This window comes from Streptomyces sp. TSRI0107, from assembly GCF_001905845.1.
Lineage (GTDB): Bacteria > Actinomycetota > Actinomycetes > Streptomycetales > Streptomycetaceae > Streptomyces.
Genome location: NZ_LIVZ01000009.1, coordinates 37,340 through 58,330 on the forward strand (window position 1 = coordinate 37,340; position 20,991 = coordinate 58,330).

The 20,991-nt window shown below is 72.7% G+C and carries 16 protein-coding genes and 4 pseudogenes; 10 read left to right on the forward strand and 10 right to left on the reverse strand.

Annotated features, from left to right (window positions below; genetic code table 11):
- Nucleotides 1–37 precede the first annotated feature (37 nt).
- The 4 genes from pepN to AMK31_RS24435 form a co-directional block, all read right to left on the reverse strand.
- Nucleotides 38–2,524 carry an aminopeptidase N gene (pepN, locus tag AMK31_RS24420; protein WP_073942780.1) on the reverse strand — a complete coding sequence of 829 codons (2,487 nt, stop codon included), beginning with the start codon at nucleotides 2,522–2,524 and terminating at the stop codon, nucleotides 38–40.
- 136 nt (nucleotides 2,525–2,660) lie between these two features.
- Nucleotides 2,661–3,011 (reverse strand): chorismate mutase, encoded by a 351-nt coding sequence (locus AMK31_RS24425; protein WP_073942781.1) that lies wholly within the window; start codon nucleotides 3,009–3,011, stop codon nucleotides 2,661–2,663.
- A 33-nt stretch (nucleotides 3,012–3,044) separates the two neighbouring features.
- Nucleotides 3,045–3,497 (reverse strand): GNAT family N-acetyltransferase, encoded by a 453-nt coding sequence (locus AMK31_RS24430; RefSeq protein WP_073942782.1) that lies wholly within the window; start codon nucleotides 3,495–3,497, stop codon nucleotides 3,045–3,047.
- A gap of 141 nt (nucleotides 3,498–3,638) precedes the next feature.
- Nucleotides 3,639–4,403: a S1 family peptidase gene (locus tag AMK31_RS24435; RefSeq protein WP_073943039.1), complete on the reverse strand. Its 765-nt coding sequence runs from the start codon at nucleotides 4,401–4,403 to the stop codon at nucleotides 3,639–3,641.
- Between the two features lie 200 nt (nucleotides 4,404–4,603).
- Between AMK31_RS24435 and AMK31_RS24440 the strand changes: the two genes are divergently transcribed.
- Nucleotides 4,604–5,500: a hypothetical protein gene (locus tag AMK31_RS24440; RefSeq protein ID WP_073942783.1), complete on the forward strand. Its 897-nt coding sequence runs from the start codon at nucleotides 4,604–4,606 to the stop codon at nucleotides 5,498–5,500.
- 27 nt (nucleotides 5,501–5,527) lie between these two features.
- On the opposite strand, the gene AMK31_RS24445 is transcribed toward AMK31_RS24440, so the two are convergent.
- The gene (locus tag AMK31_RS24445) at nucleotides 5,528–7,942 is read right to left on the reverse strand and encodes a polysaccharide lyase 8 family protein (RefSeq protein ID WP_073942784.1); all 2,415 of its coding nucleotides are present in this window, start codon (nucleotides 7,940–7,942) and stop codon (nucleotides 5,528–5,530) included.
- A gap of 211 nt (nucleotides 7,943–8,153) precedes the next feature.
- Here AMK31_RS24445 and AMK31_RS24450 point away from each other — a divergent pair, with 211 nt between their 5' ends.
- From AMK31_RS24450 to AMK31_RS24475, 6 genes are all read left to right on the forward strand, one after another.
- On the forward strand, nucleotides 8,154–9,233 hold the full coding sequence (locus AMK31_RS24450; RefSeq protein ID WP_073942785.1) for a LacI family DNA-binding transcriptional regulator: 1,080 nt from the start codon (nucleotides 8,154–8,156) through the stop codon (nucleotides 9,231–9,233).
- Nucleotides 9,234–9,320: 87 nt separating this feature from the next.
- Entirely contained in the window at nucleotides 9,321–11,102 is a 1,782-nt protein-coding gene (locus tag AMK31_RS24455; protein WP_073942786.1) for a glycoside hydrolase family 35 protein, read from the forward strand.
- Nucleotides 11,103–11,265: 163 nt separating this feature from the next.
- Complete coding sequence (locus tag AMK31_RS24460; protein WP_073942787.1) at nucleotides 11,266–12,576, forward strand: ABC transporter substrate-binding protein; 1,311 nt, start codon at nucleotides 11,266–11,268, stop codon at nucleotides 12,574–12,576.
- A gap of 41 nt (nucleotides 12,577–12,617) precedes the next feature.
- Entirely contained in the window at nucleotides 12,618–13,538 is a 921-nt protein-coding gene (locus tag AMK31_RS24465) for a carbohydrate ABC transporter permease (RefSeq protein ID WP_079186918.1), read from the forward strand.
- Nucleotides 13,539–13,540: 2 nt separating this feature from the next.
- Entirely contained in the window at nucleotides 13,541–14,452 is a 912-nt protein-coding gene (locus AMK31_RS24470; RefSeq protein WP_073942788.1) for a carbohydrate ABC transporter permease, read from the forward strand.
- 38 nt (nucleotides 14,453–14,490) lie between these two features.
- Nucleotides 14,491–15,471 carry a hydroxyacid dehydrogenase gene (locus AMK31_RS24475; RefSeq protein WP_073942789.1) on the forward strand — a complete coding sequence of 327 codons (981 nt, stop codon included), beginning with the start codon at nucleotides 14,491–14,493 and terminating at the stop codon, nucleotides 15,469–15,471.
- A 12-nt stretch (nucleotides 15,472–15,483) separates the two neighbouring features.
- Here AMK31_RS24475 and AMK31_RS41635 read toward each other — a convergent pair.
- Nucleotides 15,484–15,615: pseudogene (locus tag AMK31_RS41635) on the reverse strand (short-chain dehydrogenase); the annotation flags it as partial.
- Between AMK31_RS41635 and AMK31_RS24480 the strand changes: the two are divergent.
- Nucleotides 15,613–16,074 (forward strand): annotated as a pseudogene (locus tag AMK31_RS24480) (NAD(P)H-dependent flavin oxidoreductase); the annotation flags it as partial. The pseudogenes AMK31_RS41635 and AMK31_RS24480 overlap by 3 nt on opposite strands.
- 33 nt (nucleotides 16,075–16,107) lie before the next feature.
- Here the strand turns inward: AMK31_RS24480 and AMK31_RS24485 are convergent.
- The 3 genes and pseudogenes from AMK31_RS24485 to AMK31_RS24495 form a co-directional block, all read right to left on the reverse strand.
- Nucleotides 16,108–17,265 carry an acetyl-CoA C-acetyltransferase gene (locus tag AMK31_RS24485; RefSeq protein WP_073942791.1) on the reverse strand — a complete coding sequence of 386 codons (1,158 nt, stop codon included), beginning with the start codon at nucleotides 17,263–17,265 and terminating at the stop codon, nucleotides 16,108–16,110.
- 24 nt (nucleotides 17,266–17,289) lie between these two features.
- Nucleotides 17,290–17,922, reverse strand: a complete 633-nt coding sequence (locus AMK31_RS24490; RefSeq protein WP_073942792.1) for a TetR/AcrR family transcriptional regulator — start codon at nucleotides 17,920–17,922, stop codon at nucleotides 17,290–17,292.
- Nucleotides 17,923–17,951: 29 nt separating this feature from the next.
- A pseudogene (locus tag AMK31_RS24495) lies at nucleotides 17,952–18,383 on the reverse strand (SDR family oxidoreductase); the annotation flags it as partial.
- A 10-nt stretch (nucleotides 18,384–18,393) separates the two neighbouring features.
- On the opposite strand from AMK31_RS24495, the pseudogene AMK31_RS24500 reads away from it, so the two are divergent.
- Nucleotides 18,394–18,963, forward strand: a pseudogene (locus tag AMK31_RS24500) (aldo/keto reductase); the annotation flags it as partial.
- Between the two features lie 117 nt (nucleotides 18,964–19,080).
- Here the strand turns inward: AMK31_RS24500 and AMK31_RS24505 are convergent.
- Nucleotides 19,081–19,803 carry a vWA domain-containing protein gene (locus tag AMK31_RS24505; RefSeq protein ID WP_073943041.1) on the reverse strand — a complete coding sequence of 241 codons (723 nt, stop codon included), beginning with the start codon at nucleotides 19,801–19,803 and terminating at the stop codon, nucleotides 19,081–19,083.
- A 162-nt stretch (nucleotides 19,804–19,965) separates the two neighbouring features.
- Between AMK31_RS24505 and AMK31_RS24510 the strand changes: the two genes are divergently transcribed.
- A complete protein-coding gene (locus tag AMK31_RS24510; RefSeq protein WP_073943042.1) occupies nucleotides 19,966–20,883 on the forward strand; it encodes a rhomboid family intramembrane serine protease in 918 nt (305 codons plus the stop codon).
- Nucleotides 20,884–20,991: the final 108 nt, after the last annotated feature.

Genomic DNA, 20,991 nt, shown 5'->3' on the forward strand with positions numbered 1-20,991 from the left:
GCCCTCCGGGCAGACGGCGCTACTTTGCGGACACGCCCTAGGACGCGGCCTCCCGGACCCGCAGCGCGCGGGCCAGGTCGTCGAGCTGGTCGACGAGCTTGCGGCGCAGCGCGGGGATGGGGTCGCCGTCGCGCAGGCACCGCTCGCCGAGGGCCAGGTTCTCGGCGTCGACGGCGTGCGCGGGGAACGCCCAGCGGCCGGCGGCGTCGGCGATGGCGGGGCCGCGCCGGGCGGCGACGGCGAGCGCGTCGTCGTAGAAGCGCGCCACGTACGGGCGTACCAGCTCGGCCTGTTCGGGCTGCCAGAAGCCGCGGGCGGTGGCCGTGAACAGGTAGTTGGACAGGTCGTCGTGGGCGAACATCGCCTCCCAGGCGCGTTCCTTGGCCTCCGGGTCGGGCACGGCGGCGCGGCAGCGGGCGGCGCCCTCCTGCCCGGTGGCGCTCGGGTCGCGGTCCAGTTCGGCGGCGATGGCGGCCTCGTCGGTGGCGCCGAGGACGGCGAGCCGGCCGAGGATGCGCCAGCGCAGCTCCGGGTCGAGCTCGGGGCCGCCGGGCACGGTGCCGTCGGCGAGCCACGCGGCGATGGTCTCCGGGTGGGCGGCGACGTCGATGAAGTGGCGTACGGCGATCAGACGCAGGCCGGGGTGGTCGCCGTCCTCGGTGCGGCGCAGCAGGTCGCGGCAGAGGCCGGCGACGGTGGCGAGGGCCGCCGGGCGGGCCTCGGGGGCCAGGTAGCGGTCGGCGACCTGGCCGGTCGCGAAGCCGAGGACGCCCTGGACGAGGGCGAGGTCGGTCTCGCGCGGGAGGTGGGCGCGGGCGGTCTCCAGATAGGCGGAGGCCGGGAGTTCGCCGTCGCGGACGGCGTCGCGGAGCGCGTTCCACACCACCGCGCGGCTGAGCGGCTCGGGCAGTCCGGACAGGCCGGTGCGGACCGCCTCGAAGGACTCCGCGTCGAAGCGGACCTTGGCGTAGGTGAGGTCGCCGTCGTTGGGCAGCAGCAGGGTGGGCCGCTTGCCGATGGGCTGCGCGGCGGTCTGCGGCACGTCGAGTTCGAGGCGTTCGCGCAGGGTGAGGCGGCCCTCGTCGGCGACGTCCAGGTCGTACAGGCCGACGGCGATGCGGTGCGGGCGGCTGCCCGCGTGGTCGACGGTCAGGGCGCAGGTGCCGTCGGCGCCGGCGGTGACGCGCGGGGTGAGGGTGTCGACGCCGGTGGTGCGCAGCCAGGCGTCCGCCCAGGCGTGCACGTCCCGCTCGGTGGCGGAGGCGAGGGAGTCGATGAAGTCGGCGAGGGTTGCGTTGCCGAACCGGTGCCGGGCGAAGTGGGCGTTGATGCCGGCGAGGAAGTCCTTCTCGCCGAGCCAGGTGACCAGCTGGCGCAGCGCGGAGGCACCCTTGGCGTAGGAGATGCCGTCGAAGTTGAGCAGTGCGGCGGCGGTGTCCTCGACGGCCTCGGGGGCGACGGGGTGGGTGGAGGGGCGCTGGTCGGCGTCGTAGCCCCAGGCCTTGCGGACGACGCCGAAGTCGGTCCAGGTGTCGGTGAAGCGGGTGGCCTCGGTGAGGGTCTGGTAGCCCATGTACTCGGCGAAGGACTCGTTCAGCCAGATGTCGTCCCACCACTTGAGGGTGACGAGGTCGCCGAACCACATGTGGGCCATCTCGTGGGCGATGACCATCGCGCGGGTCTGCCGCTCGGTGTCGGTGACGGCGGAGCGGTAGACGAACTCGTCGCGGAAGGTGACCAGTCCGGGGTTCTCCATCGCGCCGGCGTTGAACTCGGGGACGAACGCCTGGTCGTAGGAGTCGAAGGGGTACGGCTCCTCGAACTTCTCGTGGTAGCGGTCGTAGCACTGCTGGGTGATCTCGAGGATCTCCTCGGCGTCCGCGTCCAGGTAGGGGGCGAGGGAGCGGCGGCAGTGGATGCCGAAGGGCAGGCCGCGGTGCTCGGTGCGCACCGAGTGCCAGGGGCCGGCGGCGACGGCGACGAGGTAGGTGGAGATCAGCGGGGTCGGCGCGGCCTTCCACACGCCGTCGGTGTGCTCGGTGACGCCGTTGGCGAGGACGGTCCAGCCGTCGGGGGCCTTCACCGACAGCTCGAAGACGGACTTGAGGTCGGGCTGGTCGAAGGCGGCGAAGACGCGCTGGACGTCCTCCATGAAGAGCTGGGTGTAGACGTACGTCTCGCCGTCGGTGGGGTCGGTGAAGCGGTGCATGCCCTCGCCGGTGCGGGAGTAGCGCATCGCCGCGTCGACGCGCAGCTCGTGCTCGCCGGCCGTGAGGTTCTTCAGCGGCAGGCGGTTCTCGACCAGGGTCTCCGGGTCGAGGGGCTGTCCGTCGAGGGTGACGGAGCGCAGCTCGGCGGGCTTGAGCTCGACGAAGGTGTCCGCGTCCGTGCGGGTGGTGAACCGGATGACGGTGAGGGAGTCGAAGGTCTCGTCCCCGGTCGTCAGATCGAGGCCGATCGTGTACCGGTGGACGTCGAGGAGCTGGGCACGGGTCTGCGCTTCGTCGCGCGTGAGTACGGACATGCAGCACATGCTGCCTGATGGCATCGGCACGGGACAGAGGCGGAGGGGGGAGGGGGACGGGGAGAGGTACGGAGGGGGGTGCGGGGCGGGCGCGTCCCGCCCCGGGCCGGGCGCCGGGGCCGACCGGCGTTCGCGGTCAGCCGGCGGTCGCCGTCCGGCCGTTCACCGCGTCCTCGGCGATCCGCTCGTGGTGCCTGATCACCTCGGCGATGATGAAGTTCAGCAGCTTCTCCGCGAACGCGGGGTCCAGCTTGGCGCTCTCCGCGAGCGCCCGCAGCCGCTCGATCTGCCGCGCCTCGCGCGCGGGGTCGGCGGGCGGCAGCTGGTGCACGGCCTTGAGGCGGCCGACCTGCTGGGTGCACTTGAAGCGCTCGGCGAGCATGTGGACGACGGCCGCGTCGATGTTGTCGATGCTGTCCCGCAGCCTGGCGAGCTCCTCGCGGACGGCGGGGTCGACGTCACCGGTACCGGTGTTGCTGGTGGTCATGGGGGGCACCCTACGGGGCGGCGTCCCGGTCGCTCATGTGCCGATCACCTTGTGGAACGACACGTCGGCGTGGCCGCCGGGAACGCCGGGGGTGCGCCCCGTCTCCCGGAAGCCGAGCCTCAGGTAGAACTCCGGGGCCTGGAAGGTGTACGTCGAGACGACCATGTCGGTGCAGCCGCGCCGCACGCCCTCCTCCTCGGCGGCCCGCATCAGCCGGCTCCCCCACCCGTCGCCCCGCACGTCCTCGCGCACCCACAGCAGGTGGACGGCGCACAGGCCGCCCCAGGTCCACCCGGTGAGGCCGCCCACCGGTTCACCGGCGGCGTCGTCGACCCGGACGCTGAACTCCTTTGGGGCCCCGGCGCCGCAGGCCGCGCCGTTGAAGGCGGTGAGTTCGTCGTCGAGGAGCTTTTCCAGGGCTTCGTCCTGGCCGCCGGTCCGCAGGGTGAGCGGGGCGGCGCCGGGGTGCTGCTGTTCGGCGGTCACGCGCCGGATTGTGCCAGGGGGCGGGGCGGGGGCCGAACGGTTTTCGCCGGGTGCGAGTGAGCTCCGCACGGGCGCCGGAACGTCAACGGCGGAGCCGTCTCCCCCTGGGGGCGGCTCCGCCGTGCGTCTCGCGTCGGCCGGTTACAGCGCCGACGCGGCCTTGGCTATGTCCTTGGCGAAGGTGCTGACCTCGGTGTAGACGCCGGGCACGCCGGTGCGGGCGCAGCCGTCGCCCCAGCTGACGATGCCGACCTGGATCCACTTGCCCGCGTCGTCCTTGCGGAACATGGGACCGCCGGAGTCACCCTGGCAGGTGTCGATGCCGCCGCTGGTGTAGCCGGCGCACAGCTCCTCCTTGGGCACCAGGCGGTTGCCGTAGTGCCACTTGCAGGCCCGGTCGCTGACGAAGGGGACGGACGCCTTCTGGAGCTTGGTGGTGCCGGTGCTGGCACCCTCCTTGGTGTCGCCCCAGCCCGCGATGGTGAAGGTGCCGCGGTTGTAGCGGGTGGTGGTGGCGATCTTCAGCGTGGGCTTGTCGATCGGCTTGGCGAGCTTGATCAGCGCCCAGTCCTTGCCCGTGCCGTCGTAGCCGGGCGCCACCTTGACCTTGGTCGACTTGACCTTGATCGCGGAGGAGGAGTTCAGGTCGGCGACACCGGCGGTGACGGTGATGCTGGTGTTGTTGCCGGAGCCGTCCATGCAGTGGGCGGCGGTCAGGACGATGTCCTTCTTGTAGAGCGCCCCGCCGCAGCCCATGGAGAGGTGGACCATGAAGGGGTACTCGTTCTGCGCGGCGGGCTTCCCGCCGATGACACGCGCGTCCGCGGCGTGCGCGCTGACCGGCTGGAGGCTGGCGACCGCGAGGGCGACGGCACCGGCCGCGGCGGCCTTCTTCGCCAGCGCCAGGCCGCCTCTCTTGGCGGCGGTGGTCGAGGTAAGTGTCAACGTATGTCCTTTCGTGGGGGGTTGGGCGGCTCGCAGTATGTGATCAGATGCCGTTCATGACAAGGACGGATCTCACGTCGTGCGGAAGGAACCCCTCGGGCGAAAATCCGCTCCCCTGCTCGTAGAGTGGGAAACGGGTTCCAGACGTCCTGGGGGTCGGCGTGGCGAACGGCGGACCGGTCGAGCACGGCTACCCACATCTGGAGACGGTGCGGGCCGCCGTCACCGCGCTGTACAAGCGCCTGTCGTACGACACCGTCCAGACCTTCGCGACCAGCGTGGCCCCGGCCGACGTGGCCTTCTGCGACACCGACGACCTGTATCTCGGGGCCCAGCGGGTGGCCCGGGAGCTGGTGCTGCACTACCGGCTGCCGGACGCCCGGCTCGTCGTGAGCTTCCGCGAGATGACCCACGCGGCGAACGTCGAACTGGCGGCGGGGCCCGAGTACTTCGTCGAGCTGAACGACCGTTTCCGCACCCATCGCCGGGACATCGGCGCGGCCCTGGCGCACGAGGTGACGCACGTCTATCTGCACCGCCTGGGCCTGGCGTTCGCCGGCACCCGCGACAACGAGATCCTGACGGACACGGTGACGACGTACCTGGGCGCCGGGTGGCTGCTGCTGGACGCCTACCGGGAGGACGCGGCCTCCAGCCAGAAGCTCGGCTATCTGACCCCGGAGGAGTTCGGCTACGTACTCGCCAAGCGGTCCCTGGTGTTCGGGGAGGACCCGTCGACGTGGTTCACCAGCCCGCAGGCGTACACGGCGTACACCAGGGGCATGGCCCTGGCCCGCCATGACGGGGAGCAGCCCCCGCTGACGGCGGCCGGCTGGGCGGGCCGCCGCCGCTACGCCCGCGACCGGCGGCATGCCCAGGACCGGCACACCGGCGTCACCGCGCCCGGCGCGCCCTACGCGTTCACGCCCGACGCGCAGGGCCCGCTGCGGGTGTCGTTCCCCTGCCCGACCTGCCATCAGCGGATCAGGGTGCCGGTGCGGGGGCGGATGCGGGCGCGGTGCGCGCTGTGCCGGACGGTGCTGGAGTGCGACACCTAGGGCGCGTAGGCGAGATCCGGTGAGGACCTAGCCGAGGCGGACGTCCGCCTTGTGCACCGCGCCCAGGGTTCCCGGAGTGATCCGCAGCGACAGGGACGCCCCGGTCGACAGCACCTGCACCGACGAGTCGTGGGACGTCACCGCCGGTACCGCGCGGTGCCACGTCACGTCGATCGGCGCGCCGTCGCGCAGGGGTCCGGAGACGCAGACGGTGGCCGTCGGACCGGTCTGGCGGATCAGCACGCTCGCCGGGGCGCTCGCCGTGACGTCACCCACCGTGCCGCCGAACCAGAAGTTGACGCCGGTGAGGCCGAGGGAGGGGACCCGGACGCCCTGCTGGTCGTCGGTGTTGGCCAGGACCGTCAGCCAGCCGGTGTCGGCCGCGCGGGCGGCCGTCTGCGCGGTGCTCGCCCCCGGCAGGACCACGTAGGCGTAGTCGGCCCGGGTCGGGTCGGTGCCGTGGTCGAACCACAGGGTGAGGTAGCGGCGGGTGACCGGGTCGGTCGTGCCGCCGGTGTTGATGTCCGACCAGGCGCCGGTACGGGCCTCGCGCAGCGCCCGGAGCGTGGCTCCGCCGGGGAAGACGTAGCCGCCGAAGCCCGCGAGGTGGGCCCATCCGGTGCCGGTGAGGGTGGCGGTCCAGCCGAGCGCGGTCGGCTGGGCGGTGCCGTCGGTGGTGAGGACGTGGGTGCCGTTCGCGCCGAGGTTGCGGTTGTCGACGGTCGTCTCGACGCCGGTGCCGTCGCGGCCGTGGATGCCGGCGCCGAGGCAGACGATCGCGTCGTCGAGGAAGAACCAGGACTTCTTGGCCAGCAGGGTGGAGGACAGGCCCTTGAGGTACTGGCCGACGGCGGCGTACGTGCCGTCGGTGGCGCCGCCCACCCAGCGCACGTCGGGGCGGGCCGCGCCCCAGGTGCCGCCCTCGCCGTCGGCCAGGGGCTTGCGGGAGGCGGTGGTGCCGGGCAGCCGGGTGGGGTCGACCGTGGGCCAGAAGGCGTCGCTGTACTGGCCGTTGCCGTAGGTGCCGCCCCACCAGTAGAGCATTCCGGAACCGCTGTGCCAGGCGCGGGTGTTCTCGCCGTTGCCGTTCTCGTAGTAGGTGACGCGGTTCGAGGCCATGGACACGTTCGCCGCCCAGGCGGGCCTGCGGTGCACGGCCCGGTCCATGCCGGGGAAGAGGCGGTGGCCGGTGGGCTCGGGGGTGGCGGCGGTCGTGCCGTCGGCGATCGCCTTCAGGCGGGCGAGCTGGGCGACGCCGAGGGCGTCGCTGGTCAGGAGGGGACGGTAGTAGGCGCGGCTGATCCAGCCCTTGACCATGCCTTCCCAGCGGGTGCGTTCGGCCGTCGAGGCGCTCTGGGCGAGCAGCGCGACGCACGCGATGATCGAGTGACCGCGCAGATGATCGTCCTGGAGGATCCCGCGGGTGTCGGTCCTCTGCACCCCGCGGCTGACCGCCCGGCCGGAGACGCTGTCCATGGCGAGGCCGTTGAACAGGAACGGCGCGTACGCCTTCTCGACGGAGTCGAGGACGATCTGCCGGTTCGGGTCGGTCACCTCCCAGGCCGATCCCTTGAGCAGGGCGAACAGCAGGGACAGGCCGCCGAGCATGACGGCGCCGTACGAACCGGCGTAGGGCACGTAGGTGTGCTGGATGAAGCTGCCGTCGGCGTACAGGCCGTCCCCGGAGGTGACGTACGGGAAGACGGGGCTCAGGGCGTCCCTCGCGAGGGTGATCTTCGCGGAGCTCCTGCCGATCACACCGCGCAGGGCGAGGACCCGGCACAGGTCGACGCGGTTGGCGCCGGTGGAGGTGCCGGTGTAGGCGGCGACGGCGCTGTCGGGGACGAAGTGGTCGACCGCGGCCGTGTGGTTCGCGATGCGGGCGGCGCCGAGGTGGTCGTACAGGTGGGCGCAGATGTCGAGCAGGGCCTGCGGGATGCCGATCTGCCAGTTGTACCAGTTGCCGTAGCGGGCCCGGCCCGCGTTGTAGGCCTCGTCGTGGAGGTGGTCGAGGCCGGTGAGGATGTCGGCGAGCAGCCCGGCGTCGCCGGTCAGGCCGGTGCCGGGCTGGACGTAGGCCTCGGTGAGGGTGCGCAGCCGCTGGTAGCTGGTCTGGAGGTTGCCGGAGTAGGTGTAGGACTCGCTGTCGGTGTCCGGTTCGGGGTCGGCGTAGCCGAGGCCGGGCCACAGCGAGCCGGCGGCCGGGGCCATGGTGGCGCGCAGTCCGGCCGCGGTGACGCCGAGGGCGGCGAGGCGGGCGGCGTAGGGCTCGGCCGTGGGGTCGTAGCCGGTGCCGAGGAGGAGGTCGCGCCACTTCAGGCGGAGGGTGTCGTAGGCGTCGGCGGCGTGGGCGGTGCCGGTCGCCGCGAGCGGCAGGGGTGCGGTGGCGGCGGCCACGAGGGCCGCGCGCAGGACGGTGCGGCGGGAGAGGGAGGAGGGCATGCGGGATTACCTCCGCAGGGGATGGAGGGTGCGGCGTGGGGCCCGGGTCCGCGCTAGGGTGAGCGGTTTCTAGCACAAGCGCACAGAGAGCGGCAATGAAACGCACATTGCTCCGCTCAATTGATTGTTCGAGCAGAAACATGCACATTCGATCAGGCGGGCGCTAGACTCCAGGTCGGCCCGGTCGACAACACGAGGGGAGCCCGGTCACGTGCACGCCGAAGAGAGGCACCAGGAGATTCTCCACAGGCTGCGCGAGCGGGGGTCGATCCGGGTCACGGACGTCGCCGCGGTGCTGAACGTCTCCCCCATCACCGTGCGCCGGGACGTCGAGGCACTGGCCGAGCGCGGCCTCGTCACCCGGGTGCACGGCGGCGCGGTGCTGCCCGAGGACCGCACGGAGACCGCGGGCCGGGAGACGCCAGCACCCGCGACGGCTCCCGGCCGGGGCGGGCGGGAGGCGGTCTTCGGGCTGATCGTGCCGGCCGCCGACTACTACTACCCCGAGGTCATCAAGGGCGCCCGGGAGGCCGCCGCCGCCCGCGGCGTCCGGCTCGTCCTCGGCATCTCGCAGTACGACCCCGAGGAGGAGCGGACCCAGGCCCAGCGGATGCTCGCCGACGGCATCGACGGCCTGCTGATCACCCCGTGCGGCCCGGCCGGGGCGCGCGCCTGGCCGGCCGGGCTCGGCGTGCCGTACGTCCTGGTGGAGCGGCGGCCCGACGACGACGCCTGGGGCGCGGAGCGGGTGGTCACCGACCACGCCTACGGCGCCCGGATCGCCGTACGCCATCTGGCCGACGGCGATCGGGAGCAGATCGGGCTGCTGCTGCGCGAGGACAGCCCGCACGGCGCGCTCGTCCTGGAGGGCTACCGGGCCGGTCTGGCGGCGGTGGGACTGCGGGCGGCGGCGGACTCCGCGCTGTTCCGGCTGCCGCCGCCGGGCGGCGACACCGCCGAACGCGAGCGGGTGCTCGCCGAGTTCGCCGACGCGGTCGTCGGCGGCAGGCTCGACGCGGCGATCGTCCACAACGACCACGACGCCATCGTCGTCCTGCAACGGCTGCGCGCGCGGGGCGTCGAGGTGCCGGGCGACGTGGCGCTCGTCGCCTACGACGACGAGGTGGCCGCGCTCGCCGACATCCCGCTGACCGCGGTCGCCCCGCCCAAGCACGCCGTGGGCGCCGCCGCGGTGGACCTGCTCGCACAGCGGCTGGCCGACCCGGGCCGCCCCCGGCACCGGCTGGCGATCCTGCCGGAGCTGCACGTCCGGGAGTCGAGCACCCCTTAGGGGGTGTCTCAGCCCACCGGGCCGTTTCCCCGCCCCCCGCGGGAAGCGGCCCGCAACGAACCGGCACACAAGAACCGGAGAACCCTCATGTTCGAGATATCACCCGAGGGTTTCTCCCTCGGCGGCCGTCCGCTGCGTGTGCTCTCGGGCGCGCTGCACTACTTCCGCGTCCTGCCCGAGCAGTGGCCGCACCGGCTGCGCATGCTGCGCGCGATGGGCCTGAACACCGTGGAGACGTACGTCCCGTGGAACCTCCACGAGCCGCGCCCCGGCGTGTACGACTTCACCGGGATCGCCGACCTGGACCGCTTCCTGCGCACCGCCCGCGCGGCGGGGCTGCACGCGATCGTGCGGCCCTCGCCGTACATCTGCGCCGAGTGGGAGAACGGCGGGCTGCCCTGGTGGCTGCTCGCCGACCCCGAGGTGCGCGCGCCGCGCAGCCGGGACGCCGCGTACCAGGCGCACGTGGACCGCTGGTACGACCGGCTGGTGCCGCTGATCGCCGCGCACCAGGTCACCCGGGGCGGCAATGTGCTGATGGTGCAGGTGGAGAACGAGTACGGCTCGTACGGCACCGACACCGGCCATCTGGAGCACCTGGCGGCGGGCCTGCGCTCGCGCGGCGTCGACGTGCCGCTGTTCACCTCGGACGGCCCCGACGACTTCTTCCTGACCGGCGGCACCCTGCCGGGGGCCCTCGCCACGGTGAACTTCGGCAGCCGGGCCGGGGAGGCGTTCGCCTCACTGGCGCGGCTGCGGCCGAAGGACCCGCCGATGTGCATGGAGTTTTGGTGCGGCTGGTTCGACCACTGGGGCGAGAGACACGTCGTGCGGGAGCCCGGGGACGCCGCCGGCACGCTCGCCGAGATCCTGCGCGCGGGCGCCTCGGTGAACATCTACATGGCGCACGGCGGGACCAACTTCTCCACGTGGGCGGGCGCCAACACCGAGGACCCGGCCACCGGGGCGCGCTACCAGCCGACGGTGACCTCGTACGACTACGACGCCCCGATCGACGAACGCGGCGGTGTCACCGAGAAGTTCGAGGCGTTCCGGGAGGTGCTGCGGCCGTACGCCGACGGGCCGCTGCCGGAGCCCGAGCCGCCCGCGCCGCTGCTGCCGGCCACGCAGGTCGCGCTCACCGAGTCGCTACGGCTGTTCGACGTCTTCGACGAGCTGGCCGGGCCGGAGACGGTGGCCCCGTTGCCGCCGTCCTTCGAGGAGCTGGGCGTCGGGCACGGGCTGGTGCGGTACCGCTCACGCGTTCCCGGACCGCGCGGGCCGTATCCGCTGTCGGCGCAGGGGCTGGGCGACCGCGCCCACGTCTACCTGGACGGGGCGTACGCCGGGGTGCTGGAGCGGGACGGGACCGAGTCGGTCCCGGACGTGCCGGTGCCGGAGGCGGGGGCCCGCGTGGAGCTGCTGGTCGAGTCGATGGGGCGGGTCAACTACGGTGCCGCGCTCGGCGACCGCAAGGGTGTGCGCCGGGTGCTGCACACCCAGCAACTGCTGCACGGCTGGACGGCGCGGGGCGTGGAGCTGGGGCACGGGACGCCTCGGCGGCTGCCGTGGGACGCCCCGGCGGGCGCCCGCGCGGAGAACGGGCCGGTGTTCCTGCGGGGCTTCCTGGACGTGGCCGAGCCCGGCGACGCCTATCTCGCGCTGCCCGGCGCGGGCAAGGGCTACCTCTGGGTGAACGGCTTCTGCCTGGGCCGCTACTGGCCCGCGCGCGGCCCGCAGCGAACGCTGTACCTGCCGTGGCCGCTGCTGCGGGCGGGACGCAACGAGGTCGTGGTGCTGGAGCTGGACGCGGACGCGGGGACGGTCCCGGCGGCGGTGGAGACGCGGGACGCGCCGGAGCTGGGCTGAGAGCGGACGGGGTCGGGCGGGGTCGGACGTCCTCGCAAAACGAACAACGGTCAGATCGTTCCTGTCGCTTTCTCTGATCACTTGCTCGTTTCTATTGACTCTGATCGATCCTGCACGAATGATGTGCGTCATTCGCCTCGCCCTATCGGTAGGAGTCAGTGCAATGAAGCCGTCCTCGCCCGCCCTCGCCGCCGCGGTGGCCTCCCTCGCCCTCCTCGCCACCGCGTGCGGCGGCTCCGGTGACGACCAGGCGGGCGCCGGCACCGCCGGGCAGCCCGTCGAGATCACCTACTGGTCCTGGATGCCCGGCACCAAGGAGATGGCCGAGGAGTTCAACCGGACCCACGAGGACATCGAGGTGACGTTCTCGGAGATCCCGGCCGGCCTCAACGGCGGCTACGACAAGCTCGCCAAGGCGGTGAAGGCGGGCAACGCGCCCGACGTCGTCAACGTCGAGTACCAGGCGCTGCCCGACCTGGTCACCCAGGGCCTGCTGCGCGACTCCTCCGCGGAACTGGCGAAGCCCGTCGCCGCGTACGCCCCCGCGTCCGTCCGCGGCCTCGTCACACTCGGCGGCAGGACCTGGGCGGCCCCCTACGACGTGGCCCCGCAGACCCTGTACTACCGCAAGGACCTCTTCGCGAAGTACGGCGTCGAGGTCCCCGAGACCTGGGACGAGTTCCGCGCGGCGGCCGAGAAGGTGCGGACCGCGTCCGGCGGCGAGGCCCGCATCCTCGACTTCTGGGGCGACGACACCGCCACCTGGGCCGGGCTCGCCCAGCAGGCCGGCGCCCGCTGGTACGGCTCGTCCGGCGACGCCTGGACGGTGAACATCACCGACCCCGCCACCAAGAAGGTCGCCGACTACTGGAAGGACCTGGTCGAGGACGACCTCGTGCTCAACCACAAGGCGTGGAGCCCCGAGGCGACCAAGGCGGTCACCGACGCGAAGGCGATCGCGCTGATCGGCGCCTCCTGGAGCGCGGGCAGCATCAGGACGACGTACCCGAAGCAGTCCGGCGACTGGGCCGAGGCGCCGCTGCCGCACTGGGGAACGCCCGCGACCGGCGCGGTCGGCGGCTCCTCGTTCGCGCTCACCAAGGACACCGACAAGGCCGCGGCGGCGGCCGAGTTCGCCCTGTGGGCCACCACCGACCCGGCCGCGGTGAAGTCCCGCCTCGCCGCGGGCACCTCCAGCGCGCTGCCCGCGAACGAGAAGCTGCGCGCCACCGCGAAGGCGTCCTTCGACGCCGAGTACTTCGGCGGCCAGGACATCTACGAGGTGGCGGGCGCGCAGGTGCCGACGATCGCCGAGGACTGGGTGTGGAGCCCTGTGCACAACTCCACGACGCTGACCCTCCAGACGGAGTTCGGCAAGGCGCAGAAGAGCGGCGAGTTCTGGGCGGCGTTCCAGGCGGGCCAGCGGGCGGCGGAGAAGGCGATCGCGGACCGCGGCCTGAAGCTGGCCGGCTGACGGCCCCGGCGCGGTCCCCTCCCCGGCCCACAGGAGTTCCCATGGCATCCACCCGGCCCCTGCCCGCTCCCCGCGGACGGCGTGCCGCCGCGTTCACGCCCGCTCTCTTCCTCGCCCCGTTCCTGCTCCTCTTCGCGCTCACCCTGCTCGCCCCCGTCGGCTACGCGATCTGGATGAGCCTGTTCCGTGAGCAGGCGGCGTCCGGGCTGGGGTTCGGCGGGACACGGACGCTGTTCGTCGGCGTCGACAACTATCTGCGCGCCCTCGCCGACCCGGGTTTCCGGCGCGGCTTCGCGCACATCGCGCTGTACTGCGCGGTCTACATCCCGGTGATGGTGGGCGGCGCCCTGGCGCTGGCACTGCTGCTGGACTCGGCGCTGGCCCGCGCGAAGCGGTTCTTCCAGCTGGCGTACTTCCTGCCGCACGCGGTGCCCGGTCTGATCGCCGCGATCATCTGGGGCTTCCTCTACACCCCCGGCCTCAGTCCGGTGATCGACTTCCTGTCCGTGTTCGGTGCGGACATCGACCTGCTGGGCCCGGACGCGGTGCTGTTCTCCATGGCCAACGCGGCGACCTGGCAGTGGATCGGCTACAACATGGTGATCTTCTACGCCGCTCTCCAGGCCGTCCCGCGCGAGACGCTGGAGGCGGCCGTGATGGACGGCGCCGGCGGGCTGCGGACCGCCTGGTCCGTGAAACTGCCGATGATCCGTTCCTCGATCGTGCTCACCTGTCTGTTCACGGCGGTCGGTTCGATCCAGTTGTTCAACGAGCCGGAGGTGCTGCGCGCCCGCTCGTCCGCGATCTCCCCGGAGTGGAGCCCGGTGATGTTCATCTACCAGGCCGCCTTCACCGAGCACGACTACGGTCTGGCCGCCGCGGCCTCCCTGCTGCTCGCGGTGCTGGGTGCCGCCCTGTCGTTCGTCATCACCTCGCTGGGCAACCGCCGGAAGGAGGCCTGAGCATGGCCGTCGACACCGCCGCCCCGCCCCGCGTGGCATCCCCCGTGTCCGCCCCGGCCGCCCGCCCGCGCGGCGGCGGCCCCTCCTGGTCGTCCCGGGTCGCCGTCAACACGGTGCTCGTCATCGTCGCCCTCTACACGCTGATGCCGTTGAGCTGGCTGCTGCTCAACGCGACGAAGTCCAACGGCGATCTGTTCGGCCGCCCGGGCTTCCGCCTCGGCGACTTCAGCCTCTTCTCGAACATCGCGGAGCTGTTCACCCACCAGGACGGCGTCTTCGGCCGCTGGCTGGCCAACAGCCTGCTGTACTCGGGCGTCGGCGCGCTCGCCTCGACGCTGATCTCGCTGCTCGCCGGGTACGCGTTCGACAAGTACGCCTTCCCCGGCAAGGAGAAGCTGTACGGCCTGGTGCTGCTCGGCATCCTGGTGCCGCACACGGTGATCTCGCTGCCGATGTACCTGCTCGCCTCGAAGGCCGGCCTGGTCGACACCTACTGGGCGGTGCTGATCCCGGGCCTGGTCAATCCGTTCGGTGTCTATCTGGCCCGGGTGTTCTCGGAGGCGTACGTGCCGCCGGAGACCCTGGAGGCGGCGCGCATGGACGGGGCGGGCGAGCTGCGCGCCTTCCGCGCGGTGGCGCTGCCGATGCTGTCCCCGGCCTTCGTGACGATCTTCCTGTTCACCTTCACCGCCAGCTGGAACAACTTCTTCCTGCCGCTGGTGATGCTCAACGACTCGTCCCTGTACCCGGTGGGCCTCGGCCTGTTCGGCTGGAACGCCGTGCTGCCGCAGGAGCCGCAGCTGTACGCCCTGGTGATCACGGGCTCGCTGCTGTCCGTCGTCCCGCTCGCCGTCGCCTTCCTGTCGCTGCAGCGCCACTGGCGCTCCGGCCTGACCGCGGGAGCCGTCAAGTGACTCCTCCTTCCCCCCGCCGCCCGCGCACCGTCCTCGCGATGGACGCCCCCGTCCGTCAGGCGCTGTTCGACGCGGCGGCCCTGGACCGGCTGACGCGGGTCGCCGACACCGATCCGTCGCTGGTCGTGGGGGACTTCACCGACCCCGCCGCGGCGGGCGCGCTCGCCGAGGCGGAGGTGCTGTTCACCGGCTGGGGCTGCCCGCCGCTGACCGCGCAGGCGCTGGAGCGGATGCCGCTGCTGCGGACGGTGGTGCACGCGGCGGGCTCGGTGAAGCACCACATCACCGACGCCTGCTGGGCGCGCGGCCTCACGGTCGCCTCCGCCGCCGACGCGAACGCGATGCCGGTGGCCGAGTTCACGGTCGCCGCGGTCCTCTTCTCCGGCAAGCGGGTCCTGCACGCGGCCCGCGTGTACCGGGAGCGGCGGTCCTGGGTGAGCCCCATCGAGGTGATCGGCGCGGGCGGCAACTACCGGCGCACGGTGGGCGTCGTCGGGGCGTCCCGCATCGGCCGCCGGGTGCTGGAGCTGCTGCGCCCGTACGATCTGCGGGTCCTGCTGTACGACCCCTATGTCGACGCCGAGCAGGCGGCGCGGCTCGGCGCGCGGTCCGTCTCCCTGGACACGCTCGCGCTCTCCAGCGACATCGTCACGATCCACGCGCCCCAGCTCCCGGAGACCCGGCACCTGTTCGACCGGGCCCGTCTCGCGCTCCTCCCGGACGGCGCGACGCTGATCAACACGGCCCGGGGCTCCCTGGTGGACACCGCCGCGCTGACCGACGAACTGGTCTCCGGGCGGATCGACGCGGTCCTCGACGTGACGGACCCCGAGGTCCTGCCGCCCGGCTCGCCGCTGTACGACCTCCCGAACGTGCTGCTGACCCCGCACATCGCGGGCTCCCTCGGCAACGAGCTGTACCGCATGACCCAGGCCGCGCTGGACGAACTGGAGCGGTACGCGCGGGGGCTGCCGTACGTGTCGGGGGTCCGCGCGGAGGAGCTGGTCCGCTCGGCGTGATCCTCCGGTGCCTCAGGGCGCGCCCCGCGCCCCGTACACCGCCCCGGGCGGCTCGGCCCGTGCCAGCAGTTCCCGCGCCGCCTGCCCCGCCTCTCCCGGGCTCCACCGCCTGCCCTTGTCCGCGGTGGGTCCGGGGCGCCGGCCGCGTGGGGCGCGGACGCGGTGATCGTGCAGGGCGGTGAGGGCGGCGGGCACACCGGCGAGGTGGCGACGACGGTGCTGCTGCCGCAGGTGGTGGACGCCGTGGACGTCCCGGTGGTGGCGGCGGGCGGCTTCTTCGACGGGCGGGGCCTGGTCGCCGCGCCGGCCTACGGGGCGGCCGGCGTCGCCATGGGCACCCGGTTCCTGCTCACGTCGGACTCGACGGTGCCGGACGCGGTGAAGGCGCGCTATCTGGCGGCGAGCGTCCGGGACGTGACCGTCACCCGCGCGGTGGACGGGCTGCCGCACCGCATGCTGCGCACGGACCTCATGGCGGCGGGGCAGGTCGCCGGAGTGATCGACGACCTGCCGTCCTGCGCGGAACTCGTGGACCGGGTGATGGCCGAGGCGGCGGAGGTCCTGGACGCGTTGCCGGAGGGCGGTGCTCCGACGCGCGCGTGACGGAGACGGCCGGCGCCGCCCCGAGGGTGGCCGTCAGACCCGCTCGATGATCGTCACGTTCGCCTGTCCGCCGCCCTCGCACATGGTCTGCAGCCCGAACCGGCCGCCGGTGCGCTCCAGTTCGTGCAGCAGGCTGGTCATCAGTCTGGCGCCGGTCGCGCCGAGCGGGTGGCCGAGGGCGATGGCGCCGCCGTTGACGTTGACCTTCTCCGGGTCGGCGCCGGTCTCCTTCAGCCAGGCGAGGACGACCGGCGCGAAGGCCTCGTTGATCTCGACGAGGTCGATGTCGTCGATCGTGAGGCCGGTCTTCTTCAGGGCGTGCGCGGTGGCCGGTATCGGAGCGGTCAGCATGCGGATGGGGTCCTCGCCGCGCACCGAGAGGTGGTGCACGCGCGCGCGGGGCGTCAGCCCGTGGTCGTGGACGGCCCGCGCGGAGGCGACCAGCAGGGCGGCCGCGCCGTCGGAGACCTGGGAGGAGCAGGCGGCGGTGACGGTGCCGCCGTCGAGGACGGGCTTCAGCGCGGCCATCTTCTCCAGGGAGGTGTCCCGCCGGGGGCCCTCGTCGGCGGTGACGCCGCCGTACGGCACCAGTTCCCGGTCGAAGCGGCCCTCGTCGATCGCCCGGACGGCGCGTCGGTGCGACCGCAGCGCGAACTCCTCCTGCGCGCGCCGGTCGATCCCCCACCGGGAGGCGATCGTCTCGGCGCCCGCGAACTGGTTCACCAGGCGGTCCCCGTACCGGGCCCGCCAGCCCTCGCTGCCCGCGAAGGGGCCCTCGGTGAAGCCCAGGGGCTTAGCCGCCTGCCGGGTGGCGTAGGCGATGGGGATCTGCGACATGTTCTGCACGCCGCCCGCCACCACCAGGTCCTGGGTGCCGGAGAGCACGGCCTGCGCCGCGAAGTGCACGGCCTGCTGCGAGGAGCCGCACTGCCGGTCGACGGTCACCCCGGGCACCTCCTCGGGCAGCCCGGCCGCCAGCCAGCAGGTGCGGGCGATGTCCCCGGCCTGCGGGCCGACCGTGTCCAGGCAACCGAACACGACGTCCTCCACGGCCGCCGGATCGACGCCCGCGCGGTTCACCAGTTCCTTCAGGACGTGCGCGCCGAGGTCGGCGGGGTGCGCCCCGCTCAGTCCTCCCCCGCGCCGCCCGACGGGCGTGCGGACCGCTTCGACGATGTAGGCCTCGGTCATGGCGACTCCCTGAGGGATGAGGGCTTATTCGCGTACGGCGATCCCGTCCAGCACCATCGACAGGTACTGCCGGGCGATCTCCTCCGGGCTGTGCCGTCCGCCCGGCCGGTACCAGGACGCGGCGACCCACACCGTGTCGCGCACGAACCGGTAGGTGAGCCGGACGTCGAGGTCGGCCCGGAACACCTCGGCGGCGACCCCGCGCTCCAGGGTCGCGAGCCACGCCTTCTCGAACCGGCGCTGGGACTCGGCGAGGAACGCGAACCGCTCCTGCGCCGCCAGCTGCCTGTTCTCCTTCTGGTAGATCGCGACGGCCGCGCGGTGCCGGTCGATCTCCCGGAACGACTCGGTGACCAGCGCCTCCAGCGTCTCGCGCGGCCCCAGACCGGCTTCCAGGACGGCGTCGTAGCCGCTCCACAGCTCGTCGAGGAAGCCGCGCAGGATCTCCTCCAGCATCGACTCCTTGGAGTCGAAGTGGTAGTAGAGACTGCCCGCGAGCATGCCCGCGTGGTCCGCGATCCTGCGTACGGTGGTGGCGTTGTAGCCCTGCTCGGCGAAGACCTCGGCGGCGATGCCGAGGAGTTCGCGACGGCGGGCCGGGGCGGCGCTGGCCGCGGGCTTCGCGACGGTCACCTGGGGCGGCTTCTTGGTCGGCACGGGTCCATTGTGGTCGTAGGGAGACACCCCTAGGGGTGCCGGCTGCTGACGGAGACGACCTCGCCGGTCATGTACGACGCGTAGCCGGACGCCAGGAAGACGATCACGTTGGCCACCTCCCAGGGCTCCGCGTACCGTCCGAACGCCTCCCGCGCGGTCAGTCCCGCGAGCAGTTCCGGGGTCGTCACCTTCACCAGGTGCGGGTGCATGGCGAGGCTCGGCGCGACCGCGTTGACCCGCACCCCGTACTCCGCCGCCTCCATCGCCGCGCACCGCGTCAGCGCCATCACGCCGGCCTTCGCGGCGGCGTAGTGGGCCTGGCCTGCCTGGGCGCGCCAGCCGGCGACGGAGGCGTTGTTGACGATCACCCCGCCCCGGCCGTCCGCGCGGAAGTGCCCGAGGGCCGCCCGCACGCACCGGAACGTGCCGTTCAGCGTCACGTCGAGGACGGTCGCCCACTGGTGCCTCGGGGTGCCCCTGTTCGACACCGCCGACGCCTACGCCCTCGGCGCGAACGAGGAGTTGCTGGCCGAGGCGCTGCGCCCGCACCGCGACGACGTGGTGATCGCGACCAAGGCGGGCGTGCTGCGGCCCAGCCCCACCGAGTGGGTCGCCCACGGCCATCCCGCCTATCTGCGGCAGCAGGCGGAGCTGAGCCTGCGCCGGCTGGGCACCGACCGCCTCGACCTCCTGTACCTGCACCGCGTCGACCCCGACTACCCGCTCGCCGACCAGATCGGCGCGCTCCGCCGGCTCCAGGAGGAGGGCAAGGTCCGGCACATCGGTCTGTCCGAGGTGTCGGTGGCCCAGATCGAGGCGGCGTCCGAGATCGCGCCGATCGCGGCCGTGCAGAACGTGTACAACCTCGCCGAGCGCGGCCACGACCCGGTGGTCGACCACACCGCGAGGCGGGGCATCGCCTTCGTGCCGTACTTCCCGATCGCCATGGGCGAGCACGCGGCGGACGGGAGCCCGGTCGCCGCCGTCGCGGACGAGCTGGGCGCCACCCGCTCGCAGACCGCGCTGGCGTGGCTGCTGCACCGCGCGCCGAACGTGGTGCCCATCCCCGGCACGTCGTCGCCGCAGCACCTCGCGGAGAACCCGGGGCGCTCGGCGTCACCCTCACCGAGGAGCAGTTCGAGCGGATCTCGTGAGCGGCTACGGCCGTACGATCCCCTGGGCCCGGGCGGCCGTCAGCCACGCCGGGAACTCGCCCACCAGGCGGTCGTACAGCTCCGCGTCGGACACCGCCCGCGGGTCCTCCCCCGCGTGGAAGAACCCGGCGTTGTCCACCGTCCGCTTGGCGGGCACCGGCAGTTCGTCCAGCTTGCGCAGGAACTCGAACTGCCGGCTGCCCGGGTCGCCGAAGCCGATGAACTGCCAGAACAGCGGCAGCCGGGAAGCCTTGCACAGGAACCGCTCGGCGGCGAACTTGTTGATCGGGCCGCCGTCGGTCTGGAAGAAGACCAGGGCGGGGTCGGTGACGCCGCTGTCGAGGTAGTGGTCGATGACGGCGTCCATCGCCAGGTGGTAGCTGGTCTTGCCCATGTGGCCGAGCCCGGCCACGATCCGCTCGATCCGCCCCTGGTGGCCGTCGAGCGCGATGTCGGTGACGGCGTCGACGTCCGTGGAGAAGAAGAACACCGGCACCCGGCCGTCGTCGTCGAGGTGGGCGGAGAGCCCGAGCACCCGGTCGGCGAGCGCCTGCACGGTGCCGTCCTTGTAGTACGGCCTCATGGACCCGGAGTAGTCGACGACGAGGTACACGGCGGCCCGCTGCCCGTCCAGTCCGTGCCTGGCGAGCGAGACCCCGGCGCTCTTGTACAGGTTCACCAGCGCGGGCGCGGTCTCCCGCACCTTGCTCAGACTGATCGCCGCCATACCGCACCGCCCCCTTGTGATCACCGCTCCCCGGCCCGCCGAGCGTACGGCAACCGGGGCCTCGCGGGCCCCACCTTCCCCTTCTGCCACCGGCGTTCGTTATTTTGTTCGCCGCCGTCCCCACCGGCTCAGTCCGTCCCCCAGCCCCCAGAGGAGCCGGCCGTGGAACCCGAGTCCACCGTCACGACCTGTTACCGCCATCCCAAGGTGGAGTGCCACGTCCGCTGTGTCCGCTGCGACCGGTACATCTGCCCGGACTGCATGCGCGAGGCCGCCGTCGGCCACCAGTGCCCGGAGTGCGTGAAGGAGGGCGCCCGGTCCGTCCGGCAGGCCCGGACGGTCGTCGGCGGCAGGATCTCGGGCACGCCCGTGGTGACGTACGTCCTGATCGGGCTGAACGTGCTGGCCTACCTGCTGCAGCTGGTGTTCCCGGACTTCCAGGACCGGTTCGCGATGCTCGGCGCCCGGCTGGTGGGACCGGACGACGTCCACTACGTCTACCAGGGCTCCTACTTCGGCATCTACCACGCGGAGGGCCTGGTCGCCGGGGAGTGGGAGCGGCTGGTCACCAGCGGGTTCCTGCATCTGATGCCCACCGAGGGCACCTTCGGGCTCGCGCACATCGTGATGAACATGCTCGCCCTGTGGCACCTCGGGCGGATCCTGGAGACCCAGCTCGGCCGGGCCCGCTACCTCGCCCTCTACCTGCTGGCGATCCTCGGCGGATCGGTCGCCGAACTGCTGCTCGCCGAGCCGTCGGCCGTCTTCGTCGGCGCCTCCGGCGGCCTCTTCGGCCTGGGCGCCGCCTACTACGTCATGGCCCGGCGCTTCGGCGGTGACATGGCCACCGTCAACCGGGACACCGCCGTGCTGCTGGTCTGGCTGCTGATCTCGGCGGGCGTCACCTCATGGCAGGGCCACCTCGGTGGCCTGCTCGCGGGCGGCGCGGTGACGGCGGCGTACGCCCTCGTGCCCCGGGGGCCGCGCCGCACCCTCGTGCAGACCGCGGCCTGCGCGGGACTGCTGGTGCTGCTCCTGCTGCTGGCGTACGCGAAGGTCTCCCAGATGAAGGGAATGTGAAACCGGGCGCGCACAAAGGCGGCGGCGCCTGCCCATCGTCCGGTCGGGGACTGTCGGGCAGGCGCCGTCTGTGTTCCGTACGCCTTTGTACGGGACGTTCTGTGGTGG

Coding starts and splice junctions, on each gene's coding strand:
- AMK31_RS24475 (WP_073942789.1), top strand. CDS start 14,491: ATGGACGCCCCCGTCCGTCAGGCGCTGTTCGACGCGGCGGCCCTGGAC.
- AMK31_RS24485 (WP_073942791.1), bottom strand. CDS start 17,265: ATGACCGAGGCCTACATCGTCGAAGCGGTCCGCACGCCCGTCGGGCGG.
- AMK31_RS24425 (WP_073942781.1), bottom strand. CDS start 3,011: ATGACCACCAGCAACACCGGTACCGGTGACGTCGACCCCGCCGTCCGC.
- AMK31_RS24445 (WP_073942784.1), bottom strand. CDS start 7,942: ATGCCCTCCTCCCTCTCCCGCCGCACCGTCCTGCGCGCGGCCCTCGTG.
- AMK31_RS24505 (WP_073943041.1), bottom strand. CDS start 19,803: ATGGCGGCGATCAGTCTGAGCAAGGTGCGGGAGACCGCGCCCGCGCTG.
- AMK31_RS24470 (WP_073942788.1), top strand. CDS start 13,541: ATGGCCGTCGACACCGCCGCCCCGCCCCGCGTGGCATCCCCCGTGTCC.
- AMK31_RS24465 (WP_079186918.1), top strand. CDS start 12,618: ATGGCATCCACCCGGCCCCTGCCCGCTCCCCGCGGACGGCGTGCCGCC.
- AMK31_RS24460 (WP_073942787.1), top strand. CDS start 11,266: ATGAAGCCGTCCTCGCCCGCCCTCGCCGCCGCGGTGGCCTCCCTCGCC.
- pepN (WP_073942780.1), bottom strand. CDS start 2,524: ATGTCCGTACTCACGCGCGACGAAGCGCAGACCCGTGCCCAGCTCCTC.
- AMK31_RS24455 (WP_073942786.1), top strand. CDS start 9,321: ATGTTCGAGATATCACCCGAGGGTTTCTCCCTCGGCGGCCGTCCGCTG.